The 13,881-nt window shown below is 64.0% G+C and carries 17 protein-coding genes and 1 pseudogene; 7 read left to right on the top strand and 11 right to left on the bottom strand.

All coding sequences use genetic code 11. The features are described from left to right. Positions 1–12 precede the first annotated feature (12 nt). A complete protein-coding gene (locus ABEI27_RS12215; protein ID WP_375799682.1) occupies positions 13–228 on the top strand; it encodes a hypothetical protein in 216 nt (71 codons plus the stop codon). A 44-nt stretch (positions 229–272) separates the two neighbouring features. On the opposite strand, the gene ABEI27_RS12210 is transcribed toward ABEI27_RS12215, so the two are convergent. Continuing rightward, a complete protein-coding gene (locus tag ABEI27_RS12210; RefSeq protein WP_375799681.1) occupies positions 273–569 on the bottom strand; it encodes a hypothetical protein in 297 nt (98 codons plus the stop codon). A 352-nt stretch (positions 570–921) separates the two neighbouring features. Beyond that, positions 922–1,080 carry a hypothetical protein gene (locus ABEI27_RS12205; protein WP_375799680.1) on the bottom strand — a complete coding sequence of 53 codons (159 nt, stop codon included), beginning with the start codon at positions 1,078–1,080 and terminating at the stop codon, positions 922–924. A gap of 312 nt (positions 1,081–1,392) precedes the next feature. Between ABEI27_RS12205 and ABEI27_RS12200 the strand changes: the two genes are divergently transcribed. Further along, positions 1,393–1,698 (top strand): hypothetical protein, encoded by a 306-nt coding sequence (locus ABEI27_RS12200; RefSeq protein ID WP_375799679.1) that lies wholly within the window; start codon positions 1,393–1,395, stop codon positions 1,696–1,698. Here ABEI27_RS12200 and ABEI27_RS12195 read toward each other — a convergent pair. From ABEI27_RS12195 to ABEI27_RS12185, 3 genes and pseudogenes are all read right to left on the bottom strand, one after another. Then, positions 1,699–2,405, bottom strand: a pseudogene (locus ABEI27_RS12195) (type 1 glutamine amidotransferase). Positions 2,406–2,979: 574 nt separating this feature from the next. Then, positions 2,980–5,262 carry a hypothetical protein gene (locus ABEI27_RS12190; protein ID WP_375799678.1) on the bottom strand — a complete coding sequence of 761 codons (2,283 nt, stop codon included), beginning with the start codon at positions 5,260–5,262 and terminating at the stop codon, positions 2,980–2,982. A 45-nt stretch (positions 5,263–5,307) separates the two neighbouring features. Beyond that, on the bottom strand, positions 5,308–5,712 hold the full coding sequence (locus ABEI27_RS12185; protein ID WP_375799677.1) for a DoxX family protein: 405 nt from the start codon (positions 5,710–5,712) through the stop codon (positions 5,308–5,310). A 109-nt stretch (positions 5,713–5,821) separates the two neighbouring features. On the opposite strand from ABEI27_RS12185, the gene ABEI27_RS12180 reads away from it, so the two are divergent. Together ABEI27_RS12180 and ABEI27_RS12175 are read left to right on the top strand one after the other, a co-directional pair. Then, positions 5,822–6,301: a peptidylprolyl isomerase gene (locus ABEI27_RS12180; protein WP_375799676.1), complete on the top strand. Its 480-nt coding sequence runs from the start codon at positions 5,822–5,824 to the stop codon at positions 6,299–6,301. A 103-nt stretch (positions 6,302–6,404) separates the two neighbouring features. Continuing rightward, positions 6,405–7,124 (top strand): hypothetical protein, encoded by a 720-nt coding sequence (locus ABEI27_RS12175; protein WP_375799675.1) that lies wholly within the window; start codon positions 6,405–6,407, stop codon positions 7,122–7,124. A 13-nt stretch (positions 7,125–7,137) separates the two neighbouring features. Here ABEI27_RS12175 and ABEI27_RS12170 read toward each other — a convergent pair whose 3' ends face one another. From ABEI27_RS12170 to ABEI27_RS12160, 3 genes are all read right to left on the bottom strand, one after another. Further along, a complete protein-coding gene (locus ABEI27_RS12170; RefSeq protein ID WP_375799674.1) occupies positions 7,138–7,788 on the bottom strand; it encodes an L-threonylcarbamoyladenylate synthase in 651 nt (216 codons plus the stop codon). 69 nt (positions 7,789–7,857) lie between these two features. Next, complete coding sequence (locus tag ABEI27_RS12165; RefSeq protein WP_375799673.1) at positions 7,858–8,367, bottom strand: redoxin domain-containing protein; 510 nt, start codon at positions 8,365–8,367, stop codon at positions 7,858–7,860. Then, positions 8,367–8,636, bottom strand: coding sequence for a glutathione S-transferase N-terminal domain-containing protein (locus ABEI27_RS12160; RefSeq protein ID WP_375799672.1), 270 nt, complete (start codon positions 8,634–8,636; stop codon positions 8,367–8,369). The genes ABEI27_RS12165 and ABEI27_RS12160 overlap by 1 nt, the downstream gene beginning before the upstream one ends. A gap of 150 nt (positions 8,637–8,786) precedes the next feature. Between ABEI27_RS12160 and ABEI27_RS12155 the strand changes: the two genes are divergently transcribed. Continuing rightward, positions 8,787–10,274 carry a hemolysin family protein gene (locus ABEI27_RS12155; RefSeq protein ID WP_375799671.1) on the top strand — a complete coding sequence of 496 codons (1,488 nt, stop codon included), beginning with the start codon at positions 8,787–8,789 and terminating at the stop codon, positions 10,272–10,274. A gap of 19 nt (positions 10,275–10,293) precedes the next feature. On the opposite strand, the gene ABEI27_RS12150 is transcribed toward ABEI27_RS12155, so the two are convergent. Together ABEI27_RS12150 and ABEI27_RS12145 are read right to left on the bottom strand one after the other, a co-directional pair. Next, the gene (locus tag ABEI27_RS12150) at positions 10,294–11,490 is read right to left on the bottom strand and encodes an anion permease (protein WP_375799670.1); all 1,197 of its coding nucleotides are present in this window, start codon (positions 11,488–11,490) and stop codon (positions 10,294–10,296) included. A 5-nt stretch (positions 11,491–11,495) separates the two neighbouring features. Then, a complete protein-coding gene (locus ABEI27_RS12145) occupies positions 11,496–11,717 on the bottom strand; it encodes a hypothetical protein (protein ID WP_375799669.1) in 222 nt (73 codons plus the stop codon). A 185-nt stretch (positions 11,718–11,902) separates the two neighbouring features. Between ABEI27_RS12145 and ABEI27_RS12140 the strand changes: the two genes are divergently transcribed. Further along, positions 11,903–12,748, top strand: coding sequence for an ArsR/SmtB family transcription factor (locus ABEI27_RS12140; RefSeq protein ID WP_375799668.1), 846 nt, complete (start codon positions 11,903–11,905; stop codon positions 12,746–12,748). A 271-nt stretch (positions 12,749–13,019) separates the two neighbouring features. Here ABEI27_RS12140 and ABEI27_RS12135 read toward each other — a convergent pair whose 3' ends face one another. Continuing rightward, on the bottom strand, positions 13,020–13,553 hold the full coding sequence (locus tag ABEI27_RS12135) for a metallophosphoesterase (protein WP_375799667.1): 534 nt from the start codon (positions 13,551–13,553) through the stop codon (positions 13,020–13,022). Positions 13,554–13,655: 102 nt separating this feature from the next. On the opposite strand from ABEI27_RS12135, the gene ABEI27_RS12130 reads away from it, so the two are divergent. Then, the coding region (locus ABEI27_RS12130; protein ID WP_375799666.1) for a cation diffusion facilitator family transporter at positions 13,656–13,881 on the top strand (226 nt) is incomplete at its 3' end.

The following is a 13,881-nucleotide window of genomic DNA, read 5'->3' as shown; positions in this document are numbered from 1 at the left end:
TGCCGGGAAGGTGTGGCTACACAGGCGTCGCATCCTCAACGGCTTCAGCAACTCTATCGAGAAACGCAGAGTCGTAGTCTTCCCCAACTGGATCTCAGTCTCCTTGCGGGACTCGTCTTCGGGGCCTTCCTCCTCGGGCGTCTCTGTGGGGTCGTCCTCGGCCCGGAAGTCCTGGACGACCTCCTCGATCGAGTTGTACTGCTGGAGAATACTATCGCGTCCCGCTGAAATCCGAAACTATTGCCTCAAGATCGTCCCGCGTGTCTCGGCGCTCACTTCCACGTGACGTAATTAAGCGACGCGAGCGCGAGAAACTGAACGCCCCGCAACCCAGTGAAAAACTGCTTGGCAAACATACTGTCGGAGTACAACGTCCCCCACTTGACGAACGAGTAGATCATCATCACGTTCTCGACGAACATCACAGCCGCAAACGCGACCAATCCCAGAAGCAGAAACGTCCGGAACTCCCGATAGTTCGACACCCAGACGAATCCGGCTGCTCCGAGTAGTATCACATTGAGGCCGGCTAACGTAATTGCGGTGGCGACCCAACTGAACGCAACCATCTTTCGGTCTACACGCTAGTCAACGCTCGCATCCAAATAAAATCACGGCCTGACCCAGCGGCTGAGGGCCCAAAATACAGACAGTTCACTACCTTGAGCAGGCTACTTTCATACGCTGTGTAGAACCTGCGTTACGGACTCGTGTCGAAGAAGGTTGCACTCGGCGCTATGTTTGGCTCTGTCACCAGCATACCCCCACTGTCTGCAGTCACCAGCCAGACCAACGCGAAGCTGATTCCAGAACTGATTGGGCGGAGGTCGTCGATTAGATCTTGGAAGTTCGACATCCGCCATCTCTCGGACGAGTATGTAAAAAATCCAGTGTCGGTCGGCTTCCCGGTTGTTGCGCCCCTCAGGTATCCTGACTCGGCACCGTTGGGGGACCGCCACACTCAGGGCACTCGGCGTTAACCCGCACCCTCTCCGTTTCCCACTTCTCGCCACAGTCGGTGCACTCGTAGGTGTACGTCGTGTCGGGCCTGATGAGGCTCCTGAGTTTTTCCATCACCATACTCACGTAGAACTACGGACTCCGCAAAAATAAGCGCTATGCAAAGAATTATAAGTTAAACGTCTGCTCATCGGGACGTTCTCTCGAACCCTTCGTACTGAGTGAGTCCACAATCGAGAAGTGAGACCGAACGACGTGCGAGATCCGCACGGTATTTTTCTCAGAGTCGTCCCCGGCTCGCCCACGTCCTGTCAGTAATGCCGTGACCGACTCATCACGACTAGTCTCACTGTTTGCCGGTGATCGCCACCCACGTTCACGGCGATCGCCGATGAGAGACGAGACTAGTCGTGATGAGACGGTCACGTCTCCGTGTTCCATCACGCACAAGCAGGCTTCCAGTTCCGTCCCGCCGATGCCGAAGACGGTTTTGAGGAGGCCTTCTACCGTCGGTTCGACCGGTGGCTGCGTCCCGCCGATTGCTTTCACGTCTCGGTTACAACACTGGAGTCCGAGGGCTCCGACAGCGAGGGCGTCGCAACTGGGGCACTGTACCACTTCGGGCGGCTCGCTTCGGGCCATACTGGCCCTGCGAAGAGTCGTCAAATAGCGGTGCCGCGGGTGTCCGCGAGGCTGCACAACCTCCCGCTCGTGACGATCTTCGGCGTTCCCCCGTGATCACCGCCGTACTCGTCTGGAGGTGACCTCCGATACGTGGTCGGCGAAGTTATCGAACAACTGCGTCGTCTGCCGCGCTGCGGTGTCCTCTTCCTCGGTGATGTCGTCGAGGACAGCCTGTAGTTCTTCTTCAGCGAGTACGTCTTCCTTCTGCTGGGTCACGTACTCGGCCATCTCGCGGTCGTACCCGGGATGAAACTGCACAGCAAACGTGTTGTTGCGTCGAAAGCCGTGGATCCCGTAGTCGTTCTTCGCGAGCACCGTGGCCCCCAGCGGGGCCTCGACGACCCGATCGGCGTGCGTCGTGAACGCGACGAACTGCTCGTGGACGCCCGCAAGCAGTGTGTTCTCCTCGTCGTGTTCGACCGTGCGATAGCCGATCTCGTACCCGTCCATCACCGCAACGCGCCCAGCCAGGACACCGGCGAGTAACTGGTGGCCGTAGCAGACCCCAAGCGGTGGGATCCCGGCTTGACAGCGCCACTGACCCAGCTCTCGAGTCGCGCAATCCATTCGCGGTCCCAGTAGATGGAGGCCCACGAGCCAGTGATCACGACGCCGTCGTAATACAGCATCTCGGGGAGTTCACCCGAGGGCGCGTGAAACTCCACGAGACCGACGTCGAGGACGCGCCGGAAGTGACGTTTCGTCTTCTCTGCGGACTGTGCCGCGTTTAGTAAAGCGATTCGTGGCTGATCCGCCGGCAGTTTCGGCCCTCGAACGTCCGGTCTCGCTGGTTCCACGCGACCGCGTCGCTTCGCTCATCATTCGACTCTACGTTGTCTGATGGTGTCATTTACTCGATGGCTGTGGGGTCAGTCGGCGTCAATCGAACTCGTCCGATACACGTCCTGTTCGAGCAGCGAAGCGGCGTCGAACCGCACTTCGCGCGTCCGTCGGCGTCAGTCCCTCGCCGCGAGTTCCCCGCGGCGCGAGCGGTCCGTTTACCACCACATACCTGATGAACATTGCATCGTCCGTCGCTCTCGTAGCCGGTGTCGCGGTCACCGAATTCAAAGGGGTTTGATACTCGTGCATCGCTTCCACTGGCTCACAGATTGCGTTCGTGCTCTCGTTTGGGATGCCGAGGAAATCGCTGGGCGTCCGGCATCACGTCGTTTGTTCAAGCAAACTTCCCGGGGCCGCCCCGCTCGTCGCGACCCGTCCGCGCCGTACATATCGAATTTGACCAATTACTATGAGAATCGACTATCTCTGATCGGGACCGTACCAAATCGGTATCGTTGAACGCTCAGGTAGCCCGACTGGAGTAGCCGTAGCTCACAGCTTCGTCAGACGCTGTGCCTGTACCGCTCGTTGTCCCGCCTCTTCGACGCGGTTTCGCGCCGCGTTCTGTAGCGGGTCCGGAACGTCGCCCGAAGCGGCCTCAATTTCCTCAGCGACGCGTCCGAGCGCCTGCTCGACCGCCTGCAACTGTTGATCTGTTCCCGCCCGGTCGCCGTTCCTGGCGTTCTCCGCCGCCCGCTTCGCCGCTTCGAGAATGGCACTGAGCGCGGTGAGCAGTCCGCGGAGGGCGTTTGCCCGGCCACCGCCGTCGGTCACGGATTCAGCGTCGTCGTCCACGAGATTCTGTAGTTCTTCCTGTGTCTCCGCCGTGATCGACACGAGAAATTCCGCCAGCGACGTCTTCCCGGTGTCGGGGCGCTCGATCCGGAGACGCGAGTCGTCGTCGGGCCCCGGGTTCACCCGGAAGGCCCCGATGGCACCGTCAGCGTCCCGCACTTCGGTCGTGTACGCTCCGCCGCGGTGCACGTAGACCGCGTCCGACCCCGCCAGCGGCGACTCGTACAGGCGTCCGGCGAAGTCGTCTGCGACCGCGAGATCGGTCAGTTCGGCGTCGGTCCCGTCGGCGTTGACCTCCAGTTTCCGGGCGTTTTCGCGGGCTACGAGCGGGATCTCGCCATCGACGCCGCCCACTGTGATCCGCTCGCCGGGTGTCTGGCGCGCGGTCTCGTCCGCTGGACTCGTTTCCCCAGCGGTCGTGTCCGTCCCCGCAGCCGTCGATTGCGTCGTCATCGCCGGGGATTCCGGACTGACCGTCGCGTCACGCGCCGTGGTCGTTTCGCCGTCGGTCTCGTCCGCCGTCGTTGGCGTGCTCGTCGCGCCTTCGCCAACGGCGATCCGTTCGCTGTGTGGGGCCCGACCGGCCCCGTTGACGGTCAACCGGTGCTCGCCAGTCGCGACATCCCGGGCCACGACGACGCCGCGAAACGTCGGGATCGCTTCGGGATCGCTCTCGATGAGTGCGACGGCCTCGACGTTCGTCTCCTGGGTCGTCAACCCCTCGTCTTCGGGCGCGTCGTCGGTCGTCACTGCTTCCGTGACCCGTGAAACCACCGTGTTGATCGGCGCCGCGCCGCCGATTGCGTCGTACCGGTCAGCCAGCGCCGAGCGGTGATTGGGGTCGGTGATGTCCGCGGCGGGATTCTCGTATCGCGGTTGGCCCCACGGTGCGCCGGTCGTCGTAATGTGACTCGCGACACCGTCCTCTGCGTACTCCGGGACCGCGAACTCGTAACTTAATTGTGGCCCAGTGAAGTCGACGATGTTTTCGATTTCACTTGTCGGGACGAGATCGTAGGCGTGCTCGCTCGCCGTCTCGTCGCCCTCTGACCCGGTGTTTCCGTCAGCCTGGCCTCCGTGTCTGAAGATTATGCCGGTCGCCCGCGCCGGGAGGTCTCCGGGCGGCGACGAGAGCGAATCGAAGGACCGGATGGTCAGCGACGGCGGGAGCAACGACTCCCGATCGACATTCGGGAGACGCTCGTGTTCGTAGATAGGCGCGCCTTCATACGCAGGAACGAGATACGGGAGTCGCGCCCTCTCGTCGCGCGGGAGGCCGTACGCGAGCGGCAGTTCGGAGATGTCCTGGAAGCTGGTGATGGCGGAGTTAGTGATGTCCGCCAGCAGATCCGGGCTGGGCAGTCGCTGAAACGCGTCGAACTGATCGTTGATCGAGAGCGCACTGGAGTGTGAGCCGAGTTCCGCGAGCAACCGCGGGACGGTCTCGGGGTCGGGGTCGAGAAACTCGTTGTTTGGGACCTTCCGAGAGTGCGAACTCGCGACGAACAGTTGCGGTTCGCCGGTGTCGGTGTCGACGAACACGTGAAGCGCTTCCCAGTCGTGCCAGTGGAAGTTCGTCGTGAACTGATCGAACGCGGAGTACAGCCAGAACTGCACGACTGCCAGCGGGGAGTTCTCGTACTCGACGGCGTTGTAGAAGACTGTCGGATTCGGCGGTTTCGTGGCCGGGTCGTAGCGCTCGTGATAGCCGTCGAGAGCGTCGAATCCGTCGACGACCGTCTCGCCGTCCTGTTCGCTCGCGTACGGTCGAGGATCCGTCGGAAACCACGATTCGGCAGCGTCGAAGTACAGCGTCGGAGCGAACCGCTCGGCGAGTTCTCTGGCGAGCGATTCGCCGGCCGCCGTCGTCTCACCGTCGCGTTCGCGTTGTGTGAACGAACAGCCAGCGACCGAGGCGGTCCCGACACTCCCGAGCGCGGCGAGCAGGGCCCGGCGACTGAGCCTTGAATCGTCGATCATTCGGGCGTGTTTGCCCCGGTGATCCGGTTTCTCACCGTCGCAGCGTCATTTCCACGCTTCGCGCAGGAACACCAGCGCGCCACCGATCATCGTCAGGTTGCCGAAGAACGCCAGGCGCTCGCCGCCTCTCGAGCCCTCGTCGGCGTTCCAGAAGTCGTGCATCGTCGCGGTCACGACGGTGAGAAACGTGATAGTCGCGCCCGTCGAGATGCGCGGGAAACGCCAGAGCGCGACCCCGATACCAGAAACGAGCATCATCCCGGAAGCGAAGGGAGCAGCGATCTCTGGTATCGGAACGCCGGCGGATTCGGCGTACTCGATGTTCTCTTCCATATCTCGGAAGTCCTCTGAAGCCTGGAGAGCGAGTCCGAGTCCCAGCAGCACCCGGCCGAGTCGCGAGGGTGCCTCGCGGTCGGCGGTCTCCGTATCGAAGTCGACAACATCGGTCATACCCACTCACACTCGCGCACTGCTGAAAAGCGTTCGCCCCCGAACCGTATCACCTTCTCGGGGGTTCTCCTTCCGACAGCGTATTCCCGACGGCCATCACACCTCCGGTATGACCGTCGAGCCTGGTGACGAGATCGCCGTCGAATACGTCGGGCGATTCGAGGACGGTACCGTCTTCGGGACCTCGAAGTACGAGGTCGCAATCGAACACGAGTTAGCAGACGACCGCGAGGCCGACCCAGATTCGTACGAACCGCTCACGTTCGTCGTCGGCGACGGACAGGTCATCGAGGGCCTCGATCAGGCCGTCCGTGGGATGTCCGTCGGCGAGTTCGACACCGTTCGGGTGCCGCCCGAGGCAGCCTACGGCGAGGTCCGTGAGGATCGGATCCGCGAGTACGACGCGCAGACGTTCGAGTCGATGGTCGGTGACTCACCGGAAGTCGGCCTCCACGTCCACGCGGAGAACGGACTGCACGGGGACGTGGTCGCCGTCCGTGAGGACACTGTCGAGGTCGACTTCAACCACGAACTCGCGGGGCGGACGCTGGTCTTCGAGGTCGAAATCGTCGATGCAGCACTGCGGTGAAGCCAGACTGGTGGCGAACCGACCTGGTGCAACCCTGTCCGGACCGCCGGACGACTGAACGCAGCACGAGCGTTCAAGTGGGATAACGGGACCACTCCGCGCTGTGCCCGAACACTCCGAAACGATCCCCATCTCGCATCTCGCCCGCGCCGCGTACTGCCCCCGGCAACTCTACTACGCCCGCCGCGATGACGACTTCACCCCGCCGGAACGCGTCGCCGCCGTCCGCGATCTCGCCTTCGCGTACGAGGACCTCCGCGCGACGAGCGAGGAGGCTCTCGCCGACCGGCCGATCGAGGTCTCGCCTGCGACCTACCGCGCGAACCTCGGGGCGCTCGCCGATCGTGAAGACTACGACGCGCTCGTCGATCCGGACGTCCGTGACGCGTTCCTCCGGGGGCGGGACTGCCACGGGATCGCACACAAACTCCTCGGCGTCACTCCCGATCCCGGCGATGCAACTGAGACAACCGAAGAGACGCCGCCGCCGACGCCGACAATCGTCTCGCCCGGGACGCCGCCGCCACGCGGCGTCTGGGAGCCTCAGCGGGTCCGGGCCGTTGCCGCCGCGAAGGCACTGGCCTGGGAACGCGGGCGTGCAGTCCCGCGTGCGCTCGTCGAATATCCGACGCACGGGATCGTCCGAACGGTCAGGCTGACGACGCGGAACAAGAGCGCCTACCGTCGGGTGCTGTGGACGGTCCGCTCGATGTCGGGAGTGCCCGGCCGAACCGACGAGACCTCGAAGTGCGACGCCTGTGAGTATCGGCAGACCTGCGGGACGAAGACGCGCTCGCTGAAAACGTTGCTCGGGTTGGGGTGAAGCGACCGCTGCGCTACGTCTGGACTTCGGGTCCGCTCCCAGTCTCATCGGTGAGCCACGCCACGATCGCATCGGCCATCGCACCCCGGCGGTGAACGACGTTCCGCTCGGGATCGACGACCGTGCTCTCACTTCCCGGGGCCTCCCCGGCATCGACGACTGCGCCGACGGCCGCTCGGAGCGACGCATCCAACTCTGTGACCTGTGTCACGCTCGGATTCCCGCTGCGGTTCGCACTCGTCGCGGTCACGGGAATGGGCGCGACCCGCTCGAACAGCGACAGCGCGATTTCGTGATCGGGGATCCGCACGCCGACGCGGTCGCGGCCGGCGGTGACGACGTCCGGTAGGGTGGGATCCCGCTCGACGACGACGGTGACCGGTCCGGGGAGAAACGCCTTCATAAACCGGAGCGCACGCTCACTCGGGCGAGTGTACCGCCGTGCTCCAGCGATCGTCGGCACGCCGACCGAGAGCGGCTTCGAGCGGTCCCGACCTTTCAGATCGAAAACGCGTTCGACCGCGTCGGCGTCGCTCGCGTCGGCTCCGAGCCCGTACACCGTTTCCGTCGGGTAGACGACAGGCTCTCCGGCTTCGATCGCTGTCGCCGCACGAGCGAGGGGGATGTCGTCTCCGCCGTCCGGTACCGCGTCGAAGTTCTTCATTTGCACACAGTATGCTGGTCTGCGGGCAAGAGGGCTACGGGTCGAACCATCCGACTACCCCTGCGCCATTCAGATGTGGTCGGCAATCGCCGCCTCGATTTCGTCGTACTCGGGGAACGCCGGCCACTCGCTTGCGACCCAGGCGTACTGGACCGTCCGGTCTTCGCCCAGGAGGAAGACGGCCGGTCTGGGCTCGATGACGCCGGTCATTCCGTCGAGGTCGTGGTCGATCCCGTACGCCTCGGCCACGTCGGCCGCGGGGTCCGAAAAGAGGCGCGCCCCCTCAGCGCGCTCGTCGAGCAGCGCCTTGTGCTCGTACGGCGAGGAGATCGAGACGCCGATCACCTGGACGTGGTCGGCGAACCCGCGGTCGTCGAACTCGTTCAATATGTACGTCGTGGGGAAGGCGCCGTCCATCGGGTGAAACGTCAACAGCGTGGGGCCCTCGGCGACGACCGACGAGAGGGACGCGTCCTCCCAGTACTCCTCGTTCACCAGGGGGCGAGTGAAATCCGGCGCTGTCTCGCCTTCCTCCGGATGGTCCGCCGCCGGAAGCGAGACGACCTCGAAGTCGACCATCAGGCCGCACCCCCTTCGCCGTAGGTGCTCTGCAGGTATTCGACGATGTTCGCCGATTCGGACATCGTCACGCCGGTGTTCTCGTCGACGATCGCCGGCACGCTTCGCTTGCCGGAGATCCGCTTGACGACGTTCCGATCGGAGTGCATCGGCTCGACGAAACGCGACTGGTACGACAGGCCGAGTTCGTTCAGAACGCGGACGACCCGTTCGCAGAACGGACACGCTTGCAGTCGATACAGGGTGAGTTGTGGGTCGGAGTCGCTCATACGTCCGATACGAACGACGCTTCCCTAAGCCCTTCGCACGCGGTAGTCCTCACAGGGGGTGCAGAACCGCGCCACGGCGGTCCGTGTCTGCTGCCCCGACGCTCCGAGGGCAACTCTTAATTCCCGTGCCAGACAAAGAGACGTGTTCGTATGGGCTTATCTCCGCCACTCGTTTCTCTCGCCTTTCGGAGCCTTCTCGACATCGGCGATCCAGCCGCGTTCTCGGCTGTCGCCGAGCGACTAGCACGGCACCTGTTTGCCGGAGGTGCCGCCCTCGCTTCGAGTGCCGTCCTCCAGACGGTGCCGATCACCGACACGACGGTCACAATCGCGGGTGCGATCGCCGTGCTTCTCCTGATCGGGTTCTCGGCGTTCTTCTCCTCGTCGGAGATTGCGATGTTCTCGCTGGCGAAACACCGCGTGGACTCGCTGGTTGAGGCCGGCGTCCCGAATGCGGAGACCGTCTCCGAGCTCAAATCGAATCCGCACCGCCTGCTCGTGACGATTCTCGTCGGAAACAACATCGTCAACATTGCGATGTCGTCGATTGCGACTGCCATCGTCAGCATCTACTTCGACCCCGGGGCGGCCGTCTTGGCTTCCACGTTCGGGATCACGACGCTCGTCCTACTGTTCGGTGAGAGCGCACCGAAGTCGTACGCCGTGGAGAACACCGAATCGTGGGCCCTTCGGATCTCGCGCCCGCTCAAGTATTCCGAGTACGTCCTGCTCCCGTTGGTCGTCGTCTTCGATTACCTCACGCGCGTGATCAACAAGGTCACCGGCGGTCGCTCGGCCATCGAGACCTCGTACATCACCCGCGATGAGATCCAGGACCTCATCCAGACCGGCGAGCGCGAGGGCGTCATCGAGGAAGAAGAACGGGAGATGCTCGATCGGATCTTCCGGTTCAACCAGACGATCGTCAAGGAAGTGATGACTCCGCGGCTCGATATGACGGCCGTCGCGAAAGACGCTACCATCGACGAGGCGATCGAGACCTGTGTCCAGTCCGACCACGAACGGGTACCCGTCTACGAGGGCAATCTGGACAACATCATCGGGATCGTGACGGTCCGCGACCTCGTGCGTGAGAAGCATTACGGCGTGGGTACTGCCTCGTTGACTGACATCGTTCAGCCCACGCTCCACGTCCCCGAGTCGAAGAACGTCGACGAACTGCTGACAGAGATTCAGGACAACCGCCTGCGAATGGTGATCGTCATCGACGAGTTCGGGACGACGGAAGGACTCGTCACCCTGGAGGACATGGTCGAAGAGATCGTCGGCGACATCCTCGAGGACGACGAGGAGGAGTCCTTTGAGTACGTCGGCGACCGCGAGACGCTGGTCCGCGGCGAGGTCAACATCGACGAAGTCAACGAGGAACTCGGTCTGGACCTCCCGGAGGGCGAGGAGTTCGAGACGCTCGCGGGATTCGTCTTCAACCGCGCGGGCCGCCTCGTCGAGGAGGGCGAGGAGATCACCTACGACGGGATCACCATCCGGATCGAACAGGTCGACAACACCCGGATTATGAAGGCGCGGATCACGACCCCCGAAGAACCGGTACTCGATGCCGCGGAGGAAAACGTCGAGGGCGTCGAGGCGGATTCGGAGTCGCTACCGCAGGAGTGAGGCACTCGATTGCGGGCGGTTACAGCACGATCTCCAGTCCGGTGAAGGCCGCGTAGGCGACCCCGAACGCGAGCCCGAGCGATCCCGCCCACGCGAGCACGGTCTTGAGCATCTTCTCGCGGCTCACGCCCGCACCGCCGGCAGCGTACCCGCTCCCGATGATTGCGCTGACGATGATCTCGTTGAACGAGACCGGAATCCCGAGCGCGACTGCCGTCTGGGCGATTGCGAACGACGGGATCATCGCGGCGATCGATCGGCGCGGCCCCAGCGAGGAGTAGTCCTGCGAGAGGGCCTTGATCATCCGCGGTGCGCCGGTCCACGACCCGACGAGGAGACCGAGACCACCGCCGACCAGAAGCGCCGGAAGCGGGACCGACACCGCATCGAGGAGGGGAACGAGCGGCCCGATTGCGAGGCCGACCTGGCTCCCACCAGCGGAGAACGCCACCAACCCGCCGAGAACCAGCAGAAACCGTCGCTGTCCTTGAGCGAGATTCTGGACTACTTCACGCCGGACCAGCGCGGCGGAGACGCCGACGAACAGTACCGAGACGGCGGCAACCCCGAGGTCGATGCCGACGACTGGGAGGAGTATCGGCGGCGTTACGGCCGCGCCGACCTCCGCAAGCGACCGGCCAGATTCGCCGCCAAGCACGGCGAACCGAATGTTTGCGACCAGCAGGCCAACCACCCCGCCAAGTGCGGGGACCGCGGTCGTCTCGGGGATGGACTTCTTGCGGAGCAACCGCGCGGTTCCGTAGGCGATTCCGCCGCCGACGAACGGAGTCAGTACCCACAGCGCCGCGATCTCCTGGTACTTCGCGATCGCTGGCCCGCCGCCGGCGGCAAGGCCGACGCCGACGACCGCGCCCGTGACGGTGAAGGCGGTCGCAATCGGATACCCGGCGAAGACGCCGATTGCGACGAGCGCGGCCGCGACGATGAGCGCGACGGTCGACGCCGTGGCCGTCAGAACGGACCCGACGACGAGTTCGGTCCCGACCGCCTCCGTGACGTTCGCGCCTTGGAGGACGGCCCCAGCCAGGCCGAGCACGCCGACAATGAACCCGGCGCGCATCACCGAGATTGCGTTCGCCCCGACAGCAGGGGCGAAAGGGGTCGATCCCGATGACCCCGCACCGATCGACCACGCCATAAAGAGACTCGCGAGCGCGGCGACGACGAGCGTCGCAAGCACAGCGGCCGCAGCCATACGGCTTACTTCCCCCGGTACCCTTCGTCGAAACCGTCCCGGAGTCCCGTCAGCGTCCGGCGTACGAACAGGTACGCGAAGAAGACGAACGTGAGTAGAAACGCCACGAGGAGGATCAACGCGGGGTTCGACGCGATGAAGTCGACCGCGACGTCGACCTGAGCTGGGTCGCCACCGGCCTCGACCGGACGGGATCGGCCGATAAGTCCCGGCTGACGGGTTATCATAGCCCTCGCTTTCCCCGGCGCTATTAAAGACGTTTCGCCGTGGGGTCGTCGTGGGCCATCTCACTGATGTGGACGCTTCCCTCCCCCGGCTGACGCTCTGCACGGCCAGAACGAGTCGCCGGGAGGTGCCTGTTCGGAAAGAGGGGGAAGACTCATCACATACGCGTGAAAATCGTCGCGGAGAGATGGCCGATCTCCTGCCCTCCCGGCCAGAGATTTCCGACGATAACAAAGAACCGCGCGTCGTCGGACTCGACAGCGACGACGTCGACGACCTGCTCGCCGCAATCTCTTCGGAGACGGCGCGGCAGTTGCTCTCGGAGATCCACGAAGAACCGGGTCCACCTTCTGACCTTGCTGATCGCATCGATACGTCGATCCAGAACGCCCAGTACCATCTGGAGCGCCTCGAATCAGCGGGGCTCATCGACCCGGCCGGGACGGCCTACTCCGCGAAGGGCCGGGAGATGACGGTCTATGCTCCCTCGGACCAGGCGCTCGTTGTCGTCGCGGGGAACGAAGCCGACACCAGCGGGCTGCAGTCGGCCCTCACGCAACTCCTCGGTGGACTCGGGGTCGTCGCGCTCGGGAGTGTCGTCGTCGATCGACTCGCACGGGCTGGAGCGGGGCCGAGTCTGGCGACCAGAAGCGGTTCGGGCGGAGCAAACGGCGGTGATGGTGGTGCAGCCAATCTCAACGATCAAGCGACTGCGGAGCTGTCCGCGACGCCGACGCCCGAAGCCGCGTCCGCGACACAGACGAGCGACGGCGGGATCAGCGTCGCGGAGGCGACCCAGACGGCGACGCCCGCGGAGACGGCGACACCGACTCCACAGCCCGAATCGACCGAGACCGCAGCCCAACTCGCGACCGATGCGGCCCAGACGGCGGTGACTACGTCGGCCGGGGGCGGTGGCGGGGGCCTGTTTGAGATGATCGGATCAGCTATCGGGGGGCTCCCGCCCGGTGCGTTCTTCTTCCTCGGTGGCGTCGTCGCCCTCTCGTTCGTCGCGCTAATCTGGCGACAGTAGCCGCAGGCTCGATCGAGACGATAAAATCCATCTTTGAGTCTACGTCGCTTATTTTACGATACCGTTCTTTGGTGGTAGTGAGGGTCGAAGCCCCGCCGGACTGCCGGCCAGTAGTCACCGCCCGGCTCCCCACCCTTCCGGGTCAACACTCGCCGCAATCGCTCCCTGCCCCCTCCGAATCGCGGCGATTGGCCGACACCGGCCACCGGCTCCGACCTGCGTCGATTCTTTCTCTCCCCTGTCCTCTCGAGCGTCATCTCCGTCAGTTAACTCACCGACTGCGTGCCGTCCCGCTGCCGTCAATGACGAAGGATTCGAACGTCTCGCCGCCGACAGTGACGAGTTCCCCGTCGATCCCGCCATCTGGTAACCGCTGGAATTCCGCGTGTGCCGCCCGATTCCCCCGTGGCTGAGCGTGACTGCCCGGATTGAGGAGGATGACTTCGCCGCTCGGGTCGTAGGTGGGGCGGTGGCTGTGCCCGAAGAGCACTACGTCGGCGGCACGTTGGCGGCCGAACAGCGATAGCGCGGTTGATCCACCGCGCTGGGTGTGTGTCATCGCGAAGGTCAGCCCGGCGAAGGTGAACGACCGGGCCTCGGGAAGCCGATCGCGGATCCCGCTGTCGTCGTTGTTGCCGGTGACGCCGAGCAGCCGGTCCGCCTCGGACTCGAAGGCGTCGAGAACGGACTCGCGCATAAAGTCACCCAGATGTGCCACGATGTCGGCCTCGCGGACGGCTCGCAGGGTCCGCCCCGTGAGTCGATGGGAATCGGTACTGTGCGTATCGGAGACGACGACGAGCATAGCCGTTCTACGTCGGCCGACGACAAGAAGTGTCCGACAGAAGCGTTTCGGCGCTGGACCGCGGTGGAAACCACTTTATCCCCCTCGCCAGAGTAAACCCGTATGGCCGGAAGCAAAGGCGTCGTCCTCGCAGCCCTCGTCGCGAACGGTGCCATTGCCATCCTGAAGTTCCTCGCATTCCTCCTCACCGGGAGTCCCTCGATGCTCTCGGAGACGTATCACTCGGTCTCCGATACGGGCAATCAGATATTCCTCCTGCTCGGGATCCGGTACAGCAACAAGGCAGTGAGCCGCGAACACCCCTTCGGCTACGGGAAGGCACAGTTCT

The organism is Halobellus sp., assembly GCF_042218505.1.
GTDB lineage: Archaea > Halobacteriota > Halobacteria > Halobacteriales > Haloferacaceae > Haloquadratum.
This window is presented reverse-complemented; position numbering and strand designations above follow the sequence as displayed.